We start from the raw sequence: 22135 nt of genomic DNA, 5'->3' as shown, positions 1-22135 counted from the left end.
GACCGGCCCCGCCCCTCAGCCCTTCGGCATCACCGGCGTGGGCCGGTCGCTCGACCGCTGGAGCGCCAGCGGGATGGACTCCTGCATCCCCCGCGCGGAGAGCGACGCGATCTCCACCCAGCCCTCGCTCGCGGCCTCGAGCGCGGCGAGCAGGTCGTCGACGCGCTTGTTGATCCCGTTGTACGCGATGACCGCCGGGATCGCGGCGAACAGCCCGATCGCGGTCGCGATGAGCGCCTCGCCGATGGCCGGGGCGACCACGGGCAGCGACGCGCTCTTCTGCTGACCGATGCGGAGGAACGCGTCCATGATCCCGTAGACCGTACCGAACAGGCCGATGAACGGCGACGCCGCCGCGATCGACGAGAGCGTCGGCATGAGCGCGCTCGCCCGCTGCGTCTCGGTCACGATCGCCCGCTTCGCGATCGAGTCGAGGAGCCGGCTCGTCCCGACGCGGCGGCTGAGCTCCATCACGACGCGGGCGCCGGGCGCGTCCGCGTGCCGCTGCGCGAGCGCGAACAGCTGATCGGGCGAGTGGGCGTGCGCCGACTCCTGCTCGAACCGCGCCTGCAGAGAGGCGAGCCGCGCGAGCTGGAGGACCTTGAGGACGGCGATCACCCAGACGAGGATCGCCGCGAAGATCAGCAGCCAGACGACCAGGAAGACGGGACCGGAGGCGTGGAGGACGAGGGAGACGGGATCGAGCTTGATCGGGACCGCCGTCGCCGGCTCAGGGGCGCTTTGCAGGAAGGCCATTTCGATCTCTTCGGGTCAGGGAGTCGGCTCGTCAGGGTTCCGCGCGCGCGGCCCAGTTCAGTGGAGTTTGCGGCCACGGCCCCCTCTCTCGCCTGGAAGCGCGGCCGTGGCCCTCTTCAAGTTCGCCCAGCGCCGCGCGCGGCGCGGCGCTCAGTCCGCAAGCAGGATGTCGACCTTCCGGTCGCGTGCCCAGCCCTCTTCGTCCGTGCCGGTCGCCTCGAACTCGCCCTTCGACGAGGTCGCGATGCGGCCCTGCTCGAGGCCCTTCTTGCCGAGGTACTCGGCGACGCTGCCGGCGCGCTTCTGGCCGAGGCCCAGGTTGTACTCCGTCTCCCCCCGGGGGTCGGCGTGGCCGATGAGCTTCATCCCCTTGCCCTTGAGCGGACCCGAGACGAAGCAGCGCGCGAGCGCGTCGAGCGTGCCAGCCGCCTCGCCCTCGATCGCCGTCGAGTCGAACGCGAAGCGGGCGGTCGGCAGATCGCCGCAGGCCTTGAGGATCTTGTCGTCGATGCGGATCGATCCGCTCGTCGGCTTCGCGGTGTCCTGCTTCGGGGCAGGCGGGGCGGCGGTCTTCGCCACCGGAGGGGGCGCGACATCGCTGGCGACATTCGCCGGCGGCTGCGGATCGGAGCCGCAGCCAGCCGCGAAGGCGGCGAGGGGCGCCGAGACCACGAGGATCAACGCAGGCAGTTTTGTCATGGGCATGCCGTTACCACGCCGGGAGGCGCGTTGCAGCATTTTGAGCGCCCGCCGGCGAGCCGGCGCGCCGGGATGACAGCCATTCCGTTAAAGTGCCGCGATGCATCGCCCGAACCAGGCGCGGGAATATTTGGGGCACCAACGTTCTGGTCCCCCTCGCGCCTCCCGGGCCCTCGGCTCCGCGCTCCTCTCGCTCGGCGCAGCGGCGTCGGTCGCGCTCGCCGCCCCTCACGCGGCGCGGGCCGAGGCGCCGGTGCAGCGCACGTTCTTTCGCCTGCCCTCGTCGAACGGGTTCGGCGCGGTGCTGCTCGATCTGGGCGCGGCGAGGCTCACCCACTTCCGCGAGCGCCTGCCCGCCACCGAGGAGCCGCTCCTCGACGAGCGCCGCGAGGAGGTCTGGATCGGCAACCAGCCGCAGGCCGTACGCACGCGCGATCTGCTCTATGACGCGTACTTTGGGCTGCGCTCCGACGGGCACCAGCGGTGGCTGACCGAGGTCCCCGTCGACCTCGACGCGAGCGGCTACGCCGGCTGGACCGACGGGCAGCGCGGCGGCACGGGCGTCGTCACGATGGTGCAGCGGGTCGGCAACCTCGAGTGCACGCAGCTCTTCTTCGCGCCGCAGGGGCTCCCGCAGGCCGGGTTCGTGATGGCGATGCGGATCGAGAACCGGGGCGAGGGGCCGGCGGAGGGCGTGTCGGCGTTCTCGCTGCACAATTTCCACCTCGGCTTCGGTCGCCCGGGCGTGATGGCCGACATCGGCGAGTCGGGCGAGACCGTCGCCTACGACGCGAGCCAGGGCCGGCGCGACTTCCTCGAGCGCGCCTTCGCCGGCGTGGTGGTCGCGCGCGCGCTCGAGCCCCCCGCGCGCCACGGCGCCTCCAGGGCGGGCAGCCCGCCGGACCTCGACGTCTACCGGATCGTCGCGGACGACGGCGGCGCCGATCTGCCGGACCTCGACGGGGCCGCGCCCACCGCGGACGGCTCCGTGAGCGCGTTCCAGTGGGACCTCGGCAGCATCGGCCCCGGCGAGGCGCGGTGGGTCGGCGTGGCGTTCGCGCACCACGGCGACCCCTCGGGCGCGGCGGATCCGCTCGTGCAGGGCGCCCTCGACGCGTACCTCGGCGCGAAGCGCGCGGCGGAGGTGGTCGCGGACGAGATCGCCGCGTACCGCGCGTTCCAGGGCTCGATCCGGGTGCCGCCCTCGGCGTCGCCCGAGGAGACGGCCTTGCTCCGGCAGTCGGCCGTCATGCTCCGGATGGCGCAGTCCCGCGAGAGCCACGCCTTCCTGCGCGAGCACCTGACGCGGGACTCCGAGCCACGCGCCACGCGCTTCGGCACGACGCTCGGCGGCGCGCCGGCCACGCTGCCGGCCACCATCGCCCACCGCGGCCACGGCGCCGTCCTCGCGAGCCTCCCGCCGGGCGAGTGGACCGTCGCCTGGATCCGCGACGGCGCGTACGCGACCGTCGCGATGGCCGCCCTCGGCATGCAGGCGGAGGCGCGCGACGCGCTGCGGTTCTACCTCGACGCGGAGGCAGGGCGCTTCCAGGGCTGGAGCGAGCTCGCGTCGTACGACATGCCGCCGTACCAGATCAGCCTGGTGCGCTACCACGGCTTCGGGGTCGAGGAGACCGACTTCAACGACTTCGGCCCGAACCTGGAGTTCGACGGGTTCGGCCTGTTCCTCTGGGCGCTGCGCCAGTACGAGGAGCTCACCGGGGATACGGGCTTCGTGGACGAGCGCTGGGCCGCCGCGTCGACGAAGGTCGCGGACGCCCTCGTCGCGCTCATCGATCCGGACACGGGGCTCGTCCGGAAGGACTCGTCGATCTGGGAGACCCACTGGAAGGGGCGCGAGCGGTCCTTCGCGTACACGAGCATCACCGCGGCTCGCGGCCTGTGCGACGCGGCGGCCGTCGCGGAGCGGCGAGGCGAGGCGGAACGGGCCGCGGGGTACCGCGGCGCAGCGGAGCGGCTGCGCGCCGCGATCGCCGCGCGGCTCACGGACGCCTCGGGCGCGCTCGCCGCGAACCTGGAGGAGCTCACGTCGGGCTCGGGCTACTGGGACGCGGCGGTGCTCGAGGGGATCGCGATGGGCCTGTTCGATCCGCAGGGGCGCATCGCCGCTGCCACGCTCGCCGGGCTCGACGAGCACCTGCGCGTCCCCGCGGGCGCCGGGTGGTCCCGGAACGACGATCGCACCGATCACGCCGGCGCGGACGACCTGAGCCCCTGGGGCAGCGAGTACGACAGCGCCGAGTGGGTCGTGACCGACCTGCGCGGCGCTGTCGCGGCGCGGCTCATGGGGGACGTCGCGCGCTCGGACCGGCTGCTCCGGTGGGTGCTCGATCAGTCGGCCGCGAACTACCTCGCGATCGCGGAGACCTACGACGAGATCCGCGGCACCTACAAGTTCAACGCGCCCATGGTGGGGTTCGGCGCGGGCGTCTACGCGCTCGCGCTCGCGGCGCGCGACGGGCTCGTCGTCGGCCCGGCCTGCGGCGCGTACTTCGAGGAGAGCGCCGCGAGCGGCAGCGGCGCCGGCGGCGGCCCCTCGAGCAGCGGCGCCGCCGGGGCGGGCGCCGGCGGCGTGGGCGCCGCCGGAGCGGACGCCGCCGGAGCGGACGCCGCCGGCGGTAGCGACAACGACAGCAACGGCGGCGGCGGCAGCAGCGGCGATCTCCGGGAGGACGCCGGATGCGGCTGCCGCCTCGCGAGCAGCGGCCGTGACGCCGCGCCCTCGGCGCTCGCGGCGGCCGTGGCCGCGGCCGGCCGCACGCGACGGCGCCGCAGAGCGCAGCGCTGACGCTCGCCGAGCGCGCGCGCCCTCGGCGCGGGTTATTCCTCGCCGGTGTCGGCCTGGGGCTGCGTCTCCGCAGCGGCGGGAGCCGGCGTGTCGGCGACAGCGGCGGCCATCGCGTCGGTGAGCGACACCGGCGGCTGGGGCCGCGACACCTCCTCGGACGCGGGCGGAGGTGAAGGCTGACGCTCCGGCCGGGCGCGCGCCCCCGACGCGGCGGGCGGGCGCACCCCCGCCCCGGAGGCCTCGCGCGCGCCCGTCTCCGGTGCGGCGCGCGCCTGCGGCGCCGGGACGGGCTCGGCGGCGCTGGCGTCGTCGTCGTCGGCCGCTGGCGCGCGCGCGTCGGGCCCGCGCAGCGCCCTCCTCCGAGGGCCAGGCGCCGCGACCGGCACGCTCACCTCCCGCGCGATCTCCCCGGCCCGGGACACGCCGCGCTGCGCTGCAGGCGGCACGTCATCCCCCGGCGCGCGCGACATCCCGCCGACGATCAGCGTGAGCCCGACGGCGATCACCAGGGCGCCGACCACGGTCGCCGCCGCGAGGACGCGCACGCGGGCTCGTGATCGCGCCCGCAAGGGTACCGCGACAGGCACGAGCGCGTCGTGGACGCCCATCACATCGCTCACGCTCGGCGCATCGACCCCGACCGGCGGCGTGCCCGCGAACGCGGTCGACGCGATCGACGCGATCGACTCCGCGCCCCGGCTCGCCTGCGGCGTCGTCAGGCCCACCGCCGCCGGGGCGACCGGGCCGCTGCCCGGCCCGACCGAGCTCGCCGTGGACGCGCTCGACGTCGTCGTCGCGGCGGGAAGCGTCGCGATGAACGACTTCAGCGCGAGCGACCGGAGGTCCATCATCGTCGGGTCATCGTCGCTCCGTGGCACCGAGGGCGCGCTCGATCGCCGGAGCGGCGGAGGAGGCCGGCTCGATCGATGGCCGGCGCCTCCCGCCGGCGGCGAGGCCGCGCCCCTCCCGTGCGCACGGAGCATCGCACCGCCGCAGACGCTGCACTCGAGCGCAGCCCCGCCGCGCGCGTCGCTCGACACCGTGGTGACGATTCCGCAGATTTCGCAGGTAACGTCCATGAGCCCCCCGCAGGCCTCGCAACACGACAGCGGCGAGCGCCCGCCACGCCAAACTGTGATTCAAATTACATCTTGAGTATGGCGCGCGAGGGGCGGCCATGCATGTGGTCTCCGCGCGGCATTTCCGAGAATCGAGCGCGAGACGGCGTTGCATTGCCATCCAGGACGGCCGACGTCGGACGAGAGCCGTCCTGGACCGAAGGTTTCCCGGGTGGGCGCTTGCGATGCCGGCCTTCGGGCTGCTGTGGTAAGAGCCGCGCTTCGGTGTGGTCGGGAGCGGACCACCTGTCCGCTCGACGGGGTCGCGGCTCCCTGCCGGGGGTCATGCTGACACGGGTCTGGGGGCCGCGACCGGTCTCCGAAGCGCCCGGAGGAGTTCGAGAATGGGTCTCAGCGAAACGCTGCTCGATGCGAACAAGAAATCCAAGGTCGTCGCCGACTGTTGCACGCTGGTCGACGAGGAGGTGGCTTCGAAGAGCGGACTCTCCGGCCTGGCGGTCAAGGCCGGCTACGCGGCCGTGAAGGGCATCAAGCCCGGCTTCATCCAGCAGGTGGTCGAGAAGCTCCTGCCCGAGTTCGCCAAGAAGCTCGATCCCATCTGGACCGAGGCCTCGAGCGGCGGGAACCCGAGCTCCTTCTTCACGTCGAACCGCTCGCGGATCGCCGACGCGCTCCTCAGCATCACCGACGAGAAGGCGAAGTCGTCGTCGAGCAGCGTCGTGCGCGGCACCTACGAGAAGCTGCGCGGCTCGGCGAAGAAGAACGTCGAGGAAGCGGTCCCGCGCCTCGCCCAGCTGATCCAGAAGCACACGGCCTGAGCGGCTCGGCGCAGCAGGCCCGCTTCACGCCGGCCTGCTGCGCGCCGCAGCGAGGCGCCCCCGCGGCCGCGTGCGCGGCGGAGGGCGCCCCTGCGATCGGCGCTCAGCCAGGCTCGCCGAAGCTCCGCGCGAAGAGGTCGCGGATCGCGTCGCGGCCGGCGTCGTTGAGATCCTGCGTGCCGATGCCGGCGAAGTTCTCGCTGGCGATGCACGGCTGCCGCGCCATCTCCCAGGCCGAGCCGCTCCAGCGGAACCAGCCGCGCTTCTCCTGATCGTAGACGAACAGCTGCTTCTTCCAGAGGCGCGCGAGCTCCGCGCCCCAGCCGGTGCCGCCGCGCACGGTGCCGTCCTCCTGGAGCGTCCCCACGACGAAGACCTGGCTGGCCGCGTTGATCTGGTGCCAGATCGTCTGGAGGATGTTGCGCACGAGCGGGATCTCGCTCAGCACGCGGCCGAGGCGCCGCGACACGTAGACGAGGCTGAAGTCGCCCTTGCGCAGCTCGTCGTCCCCCAGCACGACCACGCCGCGCTGGCGCTCGAGGAGCCGGTGGCCCTCGAAGCTGTAGTTCAGCTCCTGCACCCCGTACCGCTCGGCGCACGCGCCGAACTCGGCCTCGGCCCCCTTGGCGCCGCCCGAGTGCAGGCGGAAGCTCCGCGGGTCCCTCGGCCGCTCCGAGGGGGGGCGCACGTCCTCGTCGATGACGCGCATCGAGTGGGGGTCGAGGCGCAGGTGGAGATCGGCGAGGTCCTTGTTGCCGTGGTCCTTCAGCAGCCGCAGGCGGACCACGTCGCGCTCCGGCTGCAGGTAGACGACCACGCTGAGGTGGCGCTCGACGCTCTGGAGCGCGGCCGGGAGCTTGCCCGGAGGGCCCGCCTCGTCGACCTGGGCCGCGACCCAGACCTCGGCGGAGCGCTCCTTCGCGAGCCGCCCGAGCGCCTCCATCGCCTGCTCCGACGCGACCGCCACGTCGAAGCCGTCGACGATGATCACGTCGGGCTCGAAGTGGGCGACGCCGCGCGCGAACGCCACCGTCTCGAGCATCTTCTCGACCCACAGGCGCGCCGCTTCTTCGGGCGCGTCGGCCGACGCCTTCACGTGGCCGAGGTGCGAGTAGATCTGCCGGTGCCGCTCGACCTCGAGCCGGACGGCCTCCGGCTCCTCGAGCCGCATCGACTGCGCGAGATCGTGGAAGATCTCGTCGTAGTACGCGCGGACGTGATCGACCGCGTTCTCGTGCGAGATGTGGAGCACCCGGCGGTCCCGGAGCAGATCGTCGAGCGCGATCTGCACGAGCAACGCCGTCTTGCCCACGCCGGGCCGGGAGACGATGACGCCGACGTTGCCGCGACCCAGCCCGCCGTGCATCGACCCCTCGAAGACCCGCATGGGGCTCCGCTCGTTTACCTCTTTGCGGTACATGCCGACCCCCTCACTTGGCCTTCTTCGCCTGCTCTTCCCGGTATTTCTTGATGAGCTCCTCACCAAGCGCCGCCGGAAGAGGAGCATAGCGCGAGAACTCCATCGTGAACTCGGCTTTGCCCTGGGTGGCGGAGCGGAGGATCGTCGAGAAGCCGAACATGTCGGAGAGCGGCACCTCCGCCTCGACGCGGCAGAAGCCGTCTGCCTCGGTCGAACCCACGATGATGCCGCGCCGCTGCATGAGGATGCCGACGATGCCGCCCTGGTACTCGCTCGGCCCCTCGCAGGCGACCTTCATCAGCGGCTCCAGGATCTGCGGGCCGGCCTTGGGGTACGTCTCGCGCCAGGCGCCGCGCGCGGCCTCCTGGAAGGCGATGTCGGACGAGTCGACCGCGTGGGCCGCGCCGTCGTTCAGCGTGACCGACACGCCCGTGACGGGCGCGCCGATGAGCTGCCCCTTGGCGAGCATCGACACGAAGCCCTTCTCGACCGCCGGGATGAACTCGCGCGGGATCGCGCCGCCGACGACCTGGTCGTCGAACCGGAACGGCGCCTCCGTCCAGGGCTCGATGAAGCCGCCGACCTTGCCGTACTGGCCGGAGCCGCCGGTCTGCTTCTTGTGCGTGTAGTTGAAGTCCACGCGGCGCGTGATCGTCTCGCGGTACGCGACGCGCGGCGGGCTCGTGACCACCTCGGCCGCGTACTCGCGCTTCATGCGCTCGATGTAGACGTCCAGGTGGAGCTCGCCCATGCCCTGGATGATCGTCTCGCCGCTCTCCGGATCGGCCCCGACGCGGAAGGTCGGGTCTTCCTTCGTGAAGCGGCGCAGCGCCTTCGACATGTTCGCCTGGGCCTTGTTGTCCTTGGGCGTCACGGTGAGCGAGATGACGGGCTCGGGCACGTGCATCGACGTCATCGCGACGCTCAGGGTCCCGTCCGTGAAGGTGTCGCCGGAGTTGCAGTCGATGCCGAACATCGCGACGATGTCGCCCGCGCCCGCGGAGTCGATGTCCTCCATCTCGTCCGCGTGCATGCGGACGAGCCGGCCGACCTTGTGGCGCTTGCCCGTGCGGGTGTTCGTGATCTCGCCTCCGCGGGCCAGGTTGCCCTGGTAGACCCGCAGGTACGTGAGCTGGCCGAAGCGGCCGTCCTCGAGCTTGAACGCGAGCATCACGAGCGGCTTCTCCGAGTCGCTCGACAGGACGACCTCGGCCTCGTCCTTGTCGAGATCCACGGCCTTGTTCGTGATGTCGGCGGGCGTCGGCAGGTAACGGGTCACGCCGTCGAGCAGGACCTGCACCGCCTTGTTCTTGTAGGCCGACCCCATCATCACCGGGACGATCTGGAGCTTCACGGTCGCGTCGCGGATCGCCTTCTGGAGGAGCTCCTCGGTGACGCGCTCCTCGAGGATCGCCTCGGTGAGCTCGTCGGAGTACATCGAGAGCGCGTCGAGCATCTCCTCGCGCGCCGTCTTCACCTCGTCGGCCATCTCGGCCGGGATCTCGCCGACGATGATCTTCTCGCCGTTCGCCCCCTCGAACCGGTAGGACTTCATCGCGATGAGGTCGACGACCCCCTCGAACTTGTCCTCGAGCCCGATCGGCAGCTGCAGCAGGACCGGGTTCAGGTTGAGCTTCTCGCGCAGCTGCGCGCGGACCCGCAGCGGGTTCGCGCCGGCGCGGTCGCACTTGTTCACGAACGCGATGCGCGGGACGCCGTAGCGGCGCATCTGGCGGTCGACCGTGAGCGACTGGCTCTGCACGCCGGCGACGGCGCAGAGGACCAGGATCGCCCCGTCGAGCACGCGCATCGCGCGCTCGACCTCGATCGTGAAGTCCACGTGGCCGGGCGTGTCGATCACGTTGATCTGGTGCCCGTTCCAGAAGCAGTGCGTGGCCGCGGACTGGATGGTGATCCCGCGCTCGCGCTCGAGATCCATCGAGTCCATCTTCGCGCCGACGCCGTCCTTGCCCTTGACGTCGTGGATGGCGTGGATCCGCTTGGTGTAGAAGAGGATACGCTCGGTCAGCGTTGTCTTGCCCGAATCGATGTGGGCGCTGATCCCGATGTTGCGCAGCTTGGACAGTTCGCTGATCACAGAAGGCTCCCCGCCGCGCACCCGTGAGGGCGTGCCCGTGGAGGGCGTGCGGCACGCATCGAACGTCAGCCAGGCGGCGCACTCTTGCGATCGCCCAGTCAGAAATTCGGCGCGGCTCTTAATTCGGCCCCATGGCCAGCGCCAGGGGGAAAATGACCGCGCATGAACATTTCACGCTACTTGGCCTGAATCCTGGAAAGCCCGACCGTCTCGTCCCACTCCGATCCGTAGCCGTCGTAGTGGATGCGGTAGCGCTCTTGACCGACGATGCCGGTGACGACCGCCGGGTACATCTGCCCGTGCCACTCGACGCGGACCCTGTCGCCGATCTTGTAGACGTTCGTCTGCGATGCCTGCAGCCCCTTGCTCCGGACCTTCGGCGGCGGCGGCGGGTTGACGACGTTGCCCTCGACGAGGCCGCGGATCCGTTCGCGAGGTACAACTTCATCCCAGATGTCATCGTAGCCCTGGTAGTGGATCTTGAACTTCGTCGGACCCAGGACCTCGATGACCTCGGCCGGGTAGACGTTCCCTTCCCACGTCACGAGGACGTGATCGCCGATGGCGTATTGGCGCTTGCAGCCCCCCAGAACCAGGGCGAGGGCCAGGAGGAGGGCCGCCGCGTGAGCGCGCGCTGCGGGCATACTTCCCGCCCGCCTTACCGTCCTCGCCGGCGCCCCGCAAGAGGCTTCGCTCAGGGACGCGCGCGGGTCTTCCGTGGACGGCGTCAGGCCGGCGCCAATGCCGTGCCGCGCCGTTCTGCCGCACACCCGCCGCGCCCACCTCGACGCGCCCAGGGCGCTGCAACGGCGCACGAACCCGTGTAGAGAACGCCCATGACCCGAGATGTTCGTCCTGGTACGGGGACCCTCTCCCGCCCGTGCCCGTGCGGCTCGGGGCGCTCGTACCGCGAGTGCTGCGCCCCCTGCCATCTGGGCGATCGCGAGGCGCCCGACGCCGTGGCGCTGATGCGCTCGCGGTACGCGGCGTTCGCGGTCGGAGACACCGCCTACCTCTGGCGGACGCTGCACATGGGCCACATCGACCGCGGGCGCGACAGGGACCAGGTGCTCCGCGAGCTGAAGGTGACGATCCACCACCACCGGTACCGGGGCCTCCAGATCCTCGACAGCCTGCAGAGCGGCGACTCGGCGTCGGTGCTGTTCCTCGCCAAGATCTTCGAGGCCGGCGTGGATCGCTCGTTCGTCGAGCTGTCCGATTTCCTCCACGACGGCGAGGGCTGGCGCTACCTCCACGGCGTCGCCATCCCGCGCGCCCGCATCAGCATCCCGCCCGACGAGCTGACGATCGCCCGGTTCTCGTCGCTCGCCAGCTGATCTCGCCGTCCGAGCGGGCCCTCGGCTCGCCGATGCGCCCTCGGCCGGCGCACCAGCCCCTCGCGCGGCCGATCCGCCTCAGCCCGTCGACCCGCCCGAGGCGCGGGCCTCGTGCCACCCCATCGCCTCGACCACCGCGCGGTTCTTTTCCATCCAGACCGCGATGCGCTCGCGCGTCGTCCGGTAGGCGTACTCCAGGATGGCGCGCCGCGCGCGCAGGTTGGCGGGGTTGTGGAGGAACAGCAGCGCGTCGTTCCGCGCGGGCTCGAGCACGAGGACCTGCATCTTGCCCTCGGCGAGCGCGCGCCCCACCGCCTGGTGGAGCCGGGCGTGCGCGCCGATCCGCATCGCCTGGTTGAAGATCCAGAGCATGCCCTTGTCGCGCACGCTCTCGCGCACGCCGTGCCCTGTCGGGACGGGGCGGTGCGCGGTGGAGACGGGCACGAGCGGGCTCACGACGATCGTGAGCTCGACGCCGGCGGCCTGCGCGAGATCGAGGTGCGCCACGTGGCCCAGCCCGCCGTCGAGGTAGTGGCGGTGCTCGACGCGCACCGGCGAGAAGAACAGCGGGAGCGCGAGCGAGGCCGCGCAGGCGAGCGACACGGGGACATGGTCGAACCCCTCGGCGCCGAAGATGACGCGCTCGCCCGAGTCGAGGTCGTGCGCCGGGATGCGCAGCGTCCGCGGCATCGCGCGGAACGAGTTCGGGATGCCGCGCCGCAGGAAGAACTCGGCGAGGAACCGCTCGTACCGATCGAGCTGGAAGAGCCCCGCAGGGAGCGAGTCGTTGAAGCGATCGAGCTGCTCGAACAGGTACTGCTGCGCCGGCGCGTTCGGGGTCGCGTCGCCCCGGGTCGTGAGCCGGACGATCGCGTGGCGGAGCGCGACCAGGCTGGTGCTGAGCGCGCGCCGCCACTCGCCGGCGTCGATGTGGAGGAGGTGGCTGCGCTCCAGCGGGAAGAAGTTGTCGACCGGATCGAGCAGGGCGCGGTAGAGCCGCTCGATCGGGATGCCGCCCGCCAGGGCCGCGGCGACCGCGGCGCCGCTGCCGTGCCCGAGGTAGAGCGAGAAGCTCTGGTTGTCGATCCCCTCGACCCCGTCCTCGAGCGCCGCGAGCGCGCCGATCTGGTAGAGCGCGCCCGTCAGGCCGCCCCCCGGCAGGCAGAGGCTGACGCGCGCCCGCTTCGCCCCCGCGCGCGGGGCGGCGCGGCCCTCGCCGCTCGCGTCCACGGCCCCGGCGGAGCGGCCCTCGCCGTCCCCCGCTGCGATCTGCGCGGCTCGGCTCTCGCCGCCGCCCTGGCTCCCGAAAGCCGGCATCATGAGAGGTCCTTTTCCCTCGCGCGGGCCGCCCCCTCGGCGCGATGGCCGAGGACGAAGGCGAGCGCGGTCAACACGAGCGCGGAGGCGGAGCTCACCGCCACGAGCCACACGGGGCTCGCCGCGGCGCCGGCGGCCGAGGACGCGTCGTCGACGGCCCCCGCGCGCGCCGCGGAGAGGAGCGTGAAGCACTGGATGGCGTTGTAGGTGCCGTGGAGGAGGATGGACGGCAAGAGCGAGCCGCTCGCGACGCGGAGGGCGCCGAGCGCCACGCCGAAGATCCCGATCGGCAGGAACTTCTGCCACCCGACGTGGGCCGCCGCGAAGAGCGCGGCCGTGATCGCGATGACGAGCGGGGCGCGGTGCGTCCAGCGCAGCGGGCGGGCGAGCGCTCCCCGGAAGAAGATCTCCTCCAGCGCGGGGCCCAGCACGATGAAGATGAGGCCGAGCGCGGCCCGCTCGGGCGCGCTCGCGTCGACGAAGACCCGGACGAGCTCGGCGTCGTCGATCCCCGACGGCCAGCGCGCCTCGATCGCCGTGTAGAGCGCGGCGATGGGCCCCTCGAGCGCGAAGCCGAGCGCGATCGCGAGCGGGTAGAACGCCACGTGCGTCCTGCGCAGGCCGAGGAACTGCCGGATCGACGCGCGGGGCGCGTGCACCTGGAGCACGCCGAAGAGCCCGAGCAGGTACGCGGCGGCCTGGCACGCGAAGCTGCCGATGACGTCGAGCTTCGGCGCCGGTCGGAACGAGCCCGCGCCGTCGAGCGCCGGCTCCATCCGGAAGGAGGAGATCAGGCCGAGCAGGAACAGGAACAGCGCGGTGACGCCCACGGTCCAGCCGATGGCGCCGGGGATCGACATCGGTCGCTCCTCGCCGCCTCGCCGGACGAGCGGGCCGGGCCCTCCGCCGCTCGGCGGAGGGTCGGGGGTGCCGTGCAGATCGCTCATCGACCTCGCAGATAAGGCAGGACGCCCCGCTTCACGACCGTGTCCGTGCCGAGGCGATCGTTCGCCTCCGGGTAGTCGATCGTCGTGTGCAGCCCCCGGCTCTCGTGCCGGGCGGAGGCGCAGCCGACGATGAGCTCGGCCACCGTGGCGATGTTCCGCAGCTCGAGCAGATCCCGGGTGACCAGGTGCTTCCAGTAGTACTCGCGGATCTCCTCCTGGAGCAGCGAGATCCGCCGGGCGGCGCGCCGGAGGCGGGCGTCGGACCGGACGATGCCGACGTAGTTCCACATGGTGCGGCGCATCTCGTCCCAGTTGTGGGCGACGACGACCTCCTCGTCGCTGGCGACCGCGTTGCCGACCTGCCACTCGGGCACATCGGGGAACGCGCTCTGCCGGAGCTCGGCGATCTGGGTGCCGAGGCGCGCGGCCGCGCGGTGGCCGAAGACGAGCCCCTCGAGCAGCGAGTTCGAGGCGAGCCGGTTCGCGCCGTGCAGCCCCGTGCACGTGCACTCGCCGATCGCCCACAGCCCGGGGATCGTCGTCCTGCCGTAGAGGTCGGTGGTGATCCCGCCGCACATGTAGTGGGCGGCCGGCACGACGGGGATCGGCTGCACGGTGATGTCGATGCCGTAGCGGAGGCACTGCGCGTGGATGGTCGGGAAGTGCTCGCGGACGAAGCTCGCGGGCCGGTGGGTGATGTCGAGCAGCACGTAGTCCGAGCCGGTCCGCTTCATCTCGAAGTCGATGGCCCGCGCCACGATGTCGCGCGGCGCGAGGTCCTTGCGCGGATCGTGGCTGGCCATGAAGGCCGTCCCGTCCGGCAGCCGGAGGATGGCGCCCTCGCCGCGCAGCGCCTCGCTCACGAGGAAGCTCTTTGCCTCCGGGTGGAACAGGCACGTCGGGTGGAACTGGTAGAACTCCATGTTCGCGATCTCGGCGCCTGCCCGGTAGGCCATGGCGACGCCGTCGCCCGTCGCGACGTCGGGGTTCGTCGTGTAGAGGTAGACCTTGCCTGCGCCGCCGGTCGCGAGCACGGTCGCCCGCGCGAGGTACGTCTCGACGACGTGCGGCTTCGAGGCTGGCCGGTGCCGGGGCGCCGGCCGCTCCGAGTCGCGCAGCCGCGGCCCGTTCAGCGCGGCGTCGGTCTCGTCGAGCACGTAGGCGCCGGCGCAGATGTCCGGCCCGCCGAAGCGGGAGAGCGGGATGAGGTCGATCGCCGTGTGGTGCTCGGCGAAGCGGATGTTCGGGTTCTGCCGGGCCTGCTCGAGGAGCGCGCGCTCGATCTCGAGGCCGGTGGCGTCGGCGGCGTGCACGATCCGCCGCGCAGAGTGCCCTCCCTCGCGCCCGAGGCGCACCTGGCCGTTCTCGTGGTCGAACTGGGCGCCCCGCGCGATGAGCTCGCGCACCCGCTCGGGCCCCTCCCGCGCGCAGATCTCGACGACCACCTCGTGACAGAGCCCCGCCCCCGCCTCGAGCGTGTCGGCGATATGCGCCTCGGGGGAGTCGTCCGGGGCGAAGGCCGCGGCGATGCCGCCCTGAGCGTACTTCGTGTTGGATTCGTCACGCGCGCGCTTGGTGACGATGATCACCTCGCCGTGCTCGGCCGCCTCGAGCGCGAAGGTCAGCCCTGCCACACCGCTACCGATGACGAGGAAATCGGTCGTTATCGCCACGGCCCGGAGGGTAGCAGGAGCGGGGCGCACGGAGGTAGGCCGTGGTGCGCTTCCTGCGTGCGACGGCGCTGCGGCCAGGCGTTCGGGCGGGAGGCCAGCTGGGCCGGGGAGAGCCGCGCGCCGGCGTGGGCCTGCGCGAGGCGTGGGCGCACGCTCGGCCCGATCGCGCTCATGGCGGAGCGCCTCGGCCGTTGCCGCCGCGCGCCAGGGCGCATGCATGCCGACGCGCCAGGGCGCACGGTGCGCGCTTGGGCTCGCGGCGCGAGCTCATGAGCGCAGTCCATCCATCCGGAGCCGCGACTCGGCAGAAGGCGCGCCGCGCGCAGCAACTCGCGATGTGCAGCGAGGATGCCGGAGATGCGGTGTTCCGGCACAACACGACAGATTCTCGGAGAGCACATCAGAGCCAGCGTCGCCCATACCATCTGGCCAGCTCGCTCGATCCAGCCCCCTCGCGAAGGGGCCTCTCGCTCAAGAGTCCCCGCCCTTGCGGTGCACCGAGGGCACGAGCATCAATCTGGGGCGGCGCTTGCTGCGCTCTTTAGGACCACCTACCGGGCGTGGGTTCTTCGCCCACAAGAGGCTCTGCGATGCCGGCGGCCTCGGACCTGACGGCGGCGCAAGCTCCTCCTCCACCGCCGCTTCTTCGCGAGCCGCCCGCTCCGCGATGCAGTGCACACAATACTTCTCAGGATCCCAGTCGATGTCCTCGAGACCCAGCCTCCGTACCCACATCCGCTCCCACTCCCCCATCTTGCTCAAGCTGGGGCGCTTACCAGAGGGAGGGGGGTCGTCTCCGCGGGACCTTCGGCGCTTCGGCATGGGGCTCCTTGAATTCGGGAGGCGCCCATTCTGCCGGCAACGAATGAGCTCGCCAAGGGGTTTCTTCGAATCATCGTTACCGTTTTGCCGTGTTACGTTCAGCCCTCCGGAATTGCCACGAAATCATACCGCCTCTCATTTTTTCTACAGCGCTCCCCGCCACCAGCAGTCCAGCGGGCTCTGCTCGCCGCCGCTGCCGTTTCGCTTGCTCACGGACCCGCCTGCTCCGCCGCCCTGCGCGGGCAGCCCGCCGCAGCCGCGGGGTCCGCCTCTGCCTCCGTTCGCTCCGGCGCCCGGCATGGCTCCCGGAAAGATCTCCGCCCCTCCCTTCGCGCCGCCACCATCGCCCCCAGGAATGCTGCCCACCCCCGGCCCGTGCTCGGCCCTGCGGGCCTGCGCGCGGTCCGCCCCTCCCAAGTCCCGCGCTACGCGCGGGACGGGAGGGGTCGCTTCGCCACAGCCTCGCTGCGCTCCGGCGCTTCTGCGCCGCTCCTCCTAACGAAGTCAACCCACAGACCCTGCCACACGGGCCAGAACGCACATTGCCTGCTCGAGCTCGCCTTTCTCATGAGCGCAGTCCATCAGCAGGCTCGCCGCCAGGCGCAGCTCACGGTGCGCTGCGAGGATGCCGGCGATGCGCTGCTCGGACACCGAGCCCCAGAGGCCCCCCGAGCACGCGAGGAAAATGTCGCCCGGCTCCGTGTTCTCGACCTGGGCCATCATGTCCACCGCTGCGTCGCAGCCGAGCGCGCGTGCGGCCGCGCCGGCGTGTTGCACCAGCATGGCTGGGGCGTCCAGCGGGATGGATCCATCCAACGCCCCGCCGTCGACCGCCGCAACATCACGCGTTCGCGCTTCCAACTTCCCCCCACGGAACCGGTAGATGCGCATATCGCCGGCGTAGACGATGTACGCCGCCCCTGGCGCGAGCAGTACACCGGCGAAGGTCACCTGCACGCCGCTCGGTCCCGGCTGCAGACGCTCGTCGTCAGAGCGGCCTGTTCGACGCGGGCTCATCGTGAGCCGCACTTCGTCCCGACACCGCGGCGCAATCATCTCACCAGCGCCAAGGTCGTCCACGCTGCCTGCCTCGACAGGGGGATGCACCATCTCGATCGCCGTGCGGGAGACGCTCTCTCCGCCAAGCCGGCCCGTGACCAGGAAGAGGCCCAGGCAAGGCAACTCACCAGAGCGCTCCTCGTTGCTCGCACGACGCCTCGACACAAGGGCATCCGCCCCTGCCTCGATGGCGAGCGTTGGACGCACCATCCTCCACCTCGCACGCTCGTCGCAAGGACGAGCCGAGTCAGCGCGCACCACGCTCGCGGTGCGCCGGTCTCCTGTTCTGTCACCCAGCGCGCCGCGCCGTCACCGTGCGCCCTCGGCGAGCTCAGGCCGTCAGCGGCTGCTCGCTCGACCTGGGAGCTCGCGCCGGGACCTTTCGCTCAAGCGCTCAAAAATCCTCGCGCACGAGACGCGCCAGTCGCACCATCTTCAGCAGCAGCCGCCTGCAGCGGCCCTTGCTCCGCCTGCTTCGCCTGCCCGCCCTCGGCGGGATCTTCTCCCACCCAGGGCTCAGCCGCAGCTTCGGTCGGTTCCCCGACCGTGATGCAAGCTCCTCCATCACCGCTTCCCAGGCCGCTCGCTTCGCGATGCAGTGCTCGCAGTGCAGCTCGGGGTCCCACTCCACATCCTCGAGACCCAGCCTGCGTACCCACATCCGCTCCCACTCGCCCATCCCGCTCGGGCTGGGGCGTCTTCCGGAGGGAGGGACATGGTTTCCACTGAAATTCCGGCGCATCGGCAGGGCGCTCCTTGGATCGAGCGGCGCGCATACTGCCGGCCACGAAAGAGCTCGCCAAGCGTATTCGTCCAGAAATCGATATCTTTCGACTACTTACGCGCAGCCAGGCCGGGTCGTCACAAAATCGTACGGTCGTCCTCACTTTCTCCACCGCTCGCCGGTGGCAGCGGCCAGCGGGCGCAGCTCGCCGCTGTACATGTCGCCTGCAGGAGGCGCGTCGCCCGCTCGATTGCGCGTCGCGCGATCGTCGGGGTCGTCTGCCGCCACGCTTCGCGACGGCAGGCGGCGCCAGCGACGAGGCCGCCCGCTGCCTCGTCGCTCACTTACGGAAACTCCTGCTCCGCCGCCGTGCCTGCTGCGCCCGCGTTGTCGGCGGCGTTGTTGCTGCGGCCGGGGCCCCGGGCGCCCGGCGTGCCGGGTTGCAGCGCGGTCTGCCCTTGCTGCTGCACCGCGTCGCCTCGGCACGCGAGGACGGGAGGGGGTCTCGACGGCGATCGCGGTTCGGAGCCCAGCGCCATCACGCCTCCGCCCCGGCGCCACACATCGCAGCTCCCTCGCCGCAAGAAAGTGATCTACTGCCGGACTGCCTTCAGCGACCGTTGGATAACATCCACGCTCGCGGCCCGACGCAGAAGGTTTCAGCAGATCAACGGTCCCTCCGCCCGCGCCCTGGGCAATCCACGCGATGGTGGTGCGGTTGTAAGCGCCTGGCAGCCCACCGTGTCGCGTCTCCGCGACGAACCACTCCCTACCACCCCGGCACGGGGCACGTCCACTCATATCTTTGTGTCTCCTTGAGCTCAGCTGCTCACAAGGCGCAGCGCTCGTGACTCAACCAGTCGCATTACGTTGGGCCCATCGGAATTCTCACGCAACGGCACTTTTTTCACTGCCCGCAGCTCTCGTTTCCACCGAAGCTCCAGCACGCGGCGCTCACACCGGGCGTGCCGGCGTTGTCGCCGAACCCGAGCTGCCCGCCGTCGCCCGCCGCCCCCTCCTTGAAGTCCTTCAGCTCCGCCGCCGCGTTCGGCGCCGCGGCGTAGGCGATTCCCACCGCATGGCCGCCTCGACCGCCGCCACCGAGGCCGCCGCGGCCGCCGGCGCCGCCACGACCACCATCGCAGCCGGTGCCGCCAAGAGGCCGCAGCTCGCGTTGCCCGTGAAGTCCCCACATTCTCCGCCCACGCTCATCTCGCCGGCATTTCCCTACCCGGCGCCGTGTCTCCGCCCTCGCCCGCTGTGCCCCTGAGGAAGTTCACCAAGGGCTTTCTTCCGAAATCGAAGCTTTTTCACCCAAATACGCGTAGCCATGCGGGAGCGTCACGGAATCGTACCGTCGTCCTCACTCTCTCCGCCGCTCGCCGGTAGCAGCGATCCACGGGGCTCTGCCCGCCGCCGCGCACGTCATCCGCGAGCACACCTCTCCCCTTCGATGGCACTTCGCGCGATCGCCAGTTCTTCCTTCCGCCGCGCTTCTCGGCCCCGCGCGCGGCGCCATCGATGATGCCGCCCGCTACCTCATCAGTCGCTTACGGAGACATCTGCGCCGCCACCGCAGAGTCCTTCCGCGCCCGCATTATCCGACACGTTGCGGCTCCCCCAGCACCCGGCGTGCCGGGCTGTAACGTCGTCGGCCCTTCCTGCTTCACCGCCTCGCCTCGATTAGGCGATCGCGAACGACGGCCCACCGAGGCATCCTCCTCCTTCAATTGCATTCCGTTGAGCTCTACGAAATTGCCACGCAGAAACACCTTTTTCTCACTGCCCGCAGCTCTCGTTTCCACCAAAGTTCCAGCACCCTCCGCTCGCCCCGTTAACAGGCGGGTGCGGCTCCGCGCCTCCAGGCCCAGCGCTGCCTCCGTCTCCGGCCACCCCTTCGGTGAAATTCGTCAGCGCGACCGCTGCGTTCGGCGCCACCGCGTACGCGATGCCTACCGCATGGCCGCCTCGACCGCCGGCGCCGGGACCGCCAGCTCCGCCTCGGCCGCCCTTACCGCCATCACAGCCGGGGATGGACGGCGGTTTGTCCGATGCTGCTCCACCCGCAGCGCCAACGCCTCCATTCGCCCCGTTCTGCCCGGCTACGCCGTCGCCTCCCTTGCCCGCCTTACCAACGGCTACCGTCACCTCAGTCAGCACAAGCTTCGTCCCCAGGCTGAGGATCCCGACGCTCGAGCCACCGGCCATACCCCCACCACCGCCCTTTCCGCCGCAGCCGCCGGCCCCACCGCCGCCGCCGCTCGCGCCCACGCCATCGACGAAGTTTGAGCCGAGCGCGCAGAACATCCCCGCCCTGGCGCCGCCGCCGCCACCACCCCCCTGACCACGGCCGCCCGTCACGCCTTGGCTGCCGTCTCCACCGCTGATCCCGGCAAGCGTCAGCGTCGTGTCATTGCTAGCGGGGCCGGGGGCACCGGGCGCACCGGGCGCACCATCTTCTCCACGCCGGCAGTTGCCCGCCGCAGCCGTCTGTCCAACCCCGCCGAGCCCGTACTCTTCGGAGTTTTCTTCCGGCAACGGCGCGCCATCCTCCCCGCGCTTTCCGTTGCCCTCGTCCGTCCCCGTGATTCCCCCGATCCCGCCATCGCCACCGCGCGTCTCGCCGTCCTCGCACGTCGTCGCGCCCGCGGTCCCGCCGATGACCAGGTTCGGCGCCACGCACGCATTCGACGGCCGCGTCTCCTCCGTGTCTGGCGCGCTGGCTCCTGCCTGCGGCGCCTGCGTCGGTGTCTCGCCGTTTGCACCGTCCATCGCATCGCCCGCCGTCACGTCCACCTGCGCAAGCTCCGCCTCCACGTCCGCCACCGCCACGCCGATCGACGACCCGCCCGGCTCCGTCGCGCTCGCCGCACGAATCGCGAAGCTCCGCACCTTCGCCCCCGTTGCGCCTTCCGTCATCGTGAGCGCCACCGCGCCCGCTGGTCCCTCGATGGCGCTACGCGCCTGCTCGCTCCAAGTCCACTCCGCCTCGCAGTCGAAGCCACCGATCACCTCGATCCCTGCTTCGATCGCGACGCTCTCGGCGAACGCTCCGCTCGTGCACGCGAGCACCCGCTTGTTCCCCGCGTTCGCCACCGCCTCCCCGAGCGACACATACGGCTTCGCCTTCGTCCCGTCTCCCCCCGGCGCCGCCGTCGCGCTCGCGAACACCGCGCACTCGTCCGTCACCGTGCTCGTGTCCTGCGTCGGATCAGCCTCGCATGCGGGATTCGGCGGTCCGCCGCCCGCTGCTTCGATCCAGCCGTGTTCTGGACAGGTCAGCGTGTAGTTGCAGTCGCTGGTCACGCCGATCGACAGCGCGTCGCAGCCGGCGGCCGCAACCACCGCGCAGAGGGTGCCAGCCGTGATGCCACTAAGTCTTCTCACGTTCGCATCCTTTCCTTCCCGTCGCCGCTCACCACACACCAACGACTCCCAGACCTCGCTCTCCCTGCGCTATCCAAGCAGTCGGCAGCACACCCACCGCGTTGCTCGATGCAGATGAGCGAGGCCACAGCGCATAGACCAACGCGCCTGCGGCCAGCGCACCGGACGCCGCATAGGCCACGACGGCTCCGGTGCCGAAGGTTCCAGCCCGCCCCGTTCTCTCGTCGAACATGGTGCATGCACTCGCGACATCGCTCGGCGCGTGAACGCACCCAGGCCCCTGCGACAGGATCGCAGCGCGCTGCGCATCCGCGTCGCTCCGCGCATTCCTCGACGCCACCGTCATCCCGATCGCCACGCCGAGCCACACCCCACTCGCCGCCCCCAGTGTGATCACCGGCCCCCAGCTCCTCTTCTCCGGCAGCGGCTGCGGCTCTACCGACACCACCAGCGGTCCCGCCGCGGGCCCTCCGGCCCCCGCCACCGGCACGCGCTCGTCGCACCACCCCACACGCGCTGGGGCGCAGCATAGAACCACCGCGAGAAGACAGCTGCCCACCCCCGGCCCGTGCTCGGCCCTACGGGCCTGCGCGCGGCCCGACCCTGCCATGTCCCGCGCTACGCTCGAGGCGGGAGGGGCCTCGCTTGCAACGGCGGTTCGGGGTCCAGCGCCACTGCGCCTCTGCCCCGCCGCCACGGCACCGCCATGCTCCAACGCCGCGCAAAAGTGATCCGCTGCCGGGCTGCCTTCAGCGACCGTAGGATGGTATCCGGGTTTGCGGCCCGACGCAGAAGCACTCAGCAGATCATCGGTCCCTCCGCCCGCGCCTCTTCCGATCCACGCCAGGGTGGTGAAGTTTTCAGCGCCGGGCAGCCCACCGTGCCGCGTCTCCGCGACAAAAGAATCCCTATCACCCCGGCTTGGGGCGTGTCCATTCATTTCTTGTCTCCTCCTTCAGCTCAGCTGCTCACGGAGCACCGCGCTCGTCAGTCACACGTCTACATTCCGTTCAGATCTCTGAAATTCTCACTCCATCTCCGCCATCGTCGACCATCACTGATCGCAGCTCGCATTGCCCGTGAAGTCCCAACATTCTCCGCCCACGCTCACCTCGCCGGCATTTCCCCACCCGGCGCCGTGTCTCCGCTCTCGTCCGCTGTGCCCCTTATGAAGTTCACCAAGGGCTTTC

At 71.2% G+C, this 22135-nt stretch carries 16 protein-coding genes; 3 read left to right on the top strand and 13 right to left on the bottom strand.

The annotated features are described in order from the left end of the window. Positions 1-15: 15 nt before the first annotated feature. Positions 16-756, bottom strand: coding sequence for a MotA/TolQ/ExbB proton channel family protein (locus WMF14_RS03685; protein ID WP_272097765.1), 741 nt, complete (start codon positions 754-756; stop codon positions 16-18). 150 nt (positions 757-906) lie between these two features. Then, entirely contained in the window at positions 907-1461 is a 555-nt protein-coding gene (locus tag WMF14_RS03680) for an OmpA family protein (protein ID WP_272097764.1), read from the bottom strand. A 94-nt stretch (positions 1462-1555) separates the two neighbouring features. Between WMF14_RS03680 and WMF14_RS03675 the strand changes: the two genes are divergently transcribed. Next, on the top strand, positions 1556-4264 hold the full coding sequence (locus tag WMF14_RS03675; protein WP_437798794.1) for a glycoside hydrolase family 15 protein: 2709 nt from the start codon (positions 1556-1558) through the stop codon (positions 4262-4264). A 32-nt stretch (positions 4265-4296) separates the two neighbouring features. Here WMF14_RS03675 and WMF14_RS03670 read toward each other — a convergent pair whose 3' ends face one another. Continuing rightward, on the bottom strand, positions 4297-5115 hold the full coding sequence (locus tag WMF14_RS03670) for a hypothetical protein (protein WP_272097762.1): 819 nt from the start codon (positions 5113-5115) through the stop codon (positions 4297-4299). Between the two features lie 611 nt (positions 5116-5726). On the opposite strand from WMF14_RS03670, the gene WMF14_RS03665 reads away from it, so the two are divergent. Further along, positions 5727-6161: a DUF6918 family protein gene (locus WMF14_RS03665; protein ID WP_272097761.1), complete on the top strand. Its 435-nt coding sequence runs from the start codon at positions 5727-5729 to the stop codon at positions 6159-6161. Positions 6162-6264: 103 nt separating this feature from the next. Here WMF14_RS03665 and WMF14_RS03660 read toward each other — a convergent pair whose 3' ends face one another. From WMF14_RS03660 to WMF14_RS03650, 3 genes are all read right to left on the bottom strand, one after another. After that, a complete protein-coding gene (locus WMF14_RS03660) occupies positions 6265-7581 on the bottom strand; it encodes a hypothetical protein (RefSeq protein WP_272097760.1) in 1317 nt (438 codons plus the stop codon). 10 nt (positions 7582-7591) lie between these two features. Further along, positions 7592-9679, bottom strand: a complete 2088-nt coding sequence (fusA, locus tag WMF14_RS03655; RefSeq protein ID WP_437798793.1) for an elongation factor G — start codon at positions 9677-9679, stop codon at positions 7592-7594. A gap of 176 nt (positions 9680-9855) precedes the next feature. Further along, on the bottom strand, positions 9856-10323 hold the full coding sequence (locus WMF14_RS03650; RefSeq protein WP_272097758.1) for a Tudor-knot domain-containing protein: 468 nt from the start codon (positions 10321-10323) through the stop codon (positions 9856-9858). A gap of 192 nt (positions 10324-10515) precedes the next feature. On the opposite strand from WMF14_RS03650, the gene WMF14_RS03645 reads away from it, so the two are divergent. Then, on the top strand, positions 10516-11016 hold the full coding sequence (locus WMF14_RS03645; protein ID WP_437798791.1) for a YchJ family protein: 501 nt from the start codon (positions 10516-10518) through the stop codon (positions 11014-11016). Between the two features lie 78 nt (positions 11017-11094). Here WMF14_RS03645 and WMF14_RS03640 read toward each other — a convergent pair whose 3' ends face one another. The 7 genes from WMF14_RS03640 to WMF14_RS03610 all read right to left on the bottom strand — a co-directional run bounded on the left by WMF14_RS03640 (position 11095) and on the right by WMF14_RS03610 (position 20945). After that, positions 11095-12336, bottom strand: coding sequence for a patatin-like phospholipase family protein (locus WMF14_RS03640; protein WP_437798790.1), 1242 nt, complete (start codon positions 12334-12336; stop codon positions 11095-11097). Then, positions 12333-13193 carry a CPBP family intramembrane glutamic endopeptidase gene (locus WMF14_RS03635; RefSeq protein ID WP_437798789.1) on the bottom strand — a complete coding sequence of 287 codons (861 nt, stop codon included), beginning with the start codon at positions 13191-13193 and terminating at the stop codon, positions 12333-12335. The genes WMF14_RS03640 and WMF14_RS03635 overlap by 4 nt, the downstream gene beginning before the upstream one ends. A gap of 83 nt (positions 13194-13276) precedes the next feature. Further along, entirely contained in the window at positions 13277-14953 is a 1677-nt protein-coding gene (locus WMF14_RS03630; protein WP_437798788.1) for an L-aspartate oxidase, read from the bottom strand. Between the two features lie 1326 nt (positions 14954-16279). After that, positions 16280-17044 (bottom strand): PP2C family protein-serine/threonine phosphatase, encoded by a 765-nt coding sequence (locus tag WMF14_RS03625; RefSeq protein WP_437798786.1) that lies wholly within the window; start codon positions 17042-17044, stop codon positions 16280-16282. 858 nt (positions 17045-17902) lie between these two features. Beyond that, on the bottom strand, positions 17903-18028 hold the full coding sequence (locus WMF14_RS03620; RefSeq protein WP_437798784.1) for a hypothetical protein: 126 nt from the start codon (positions 18026-18028) through the stop codon (positions 17903-17905). A 437-nt stretch (positions 18029-18465) separates the two neighbouring features. Continuing rightward, a complete protein-coding gene (locus tag WMF14_RS03615) occupies positions 18466-18633 on the bottom strand; it encodes a hypothetical protein (protein WP_437798783.1) in 168 nt (55 codons plus the stop codon). 704 nt (positions 18634-19337) lie between these two features. Further along, entirely contained in the window at positions 19338-20945 is a 1608-nt protein-coding gene (locus WMF14_RS03610; protein ID WP_437798782.1) for a hypothetical protein, read from the bottom strand. Between the last annotated feature and the right edge of the window lie 1190 nt (positions 20946-22135).

The organism is Sorangium sp. So ce693 (genome assembly GCF_051521375.1).
GTDB classification, from domain to species: Bacteria; Myxococcota_A; Polyangia; order Polyangiales; family Polyangiaceae; genus Sorangium; species Sorangium atrum.
Note: the sequence above shows the minus strand (reverse complement) of the source record. Positions and strands in the feature narration are given on the sequence as shown.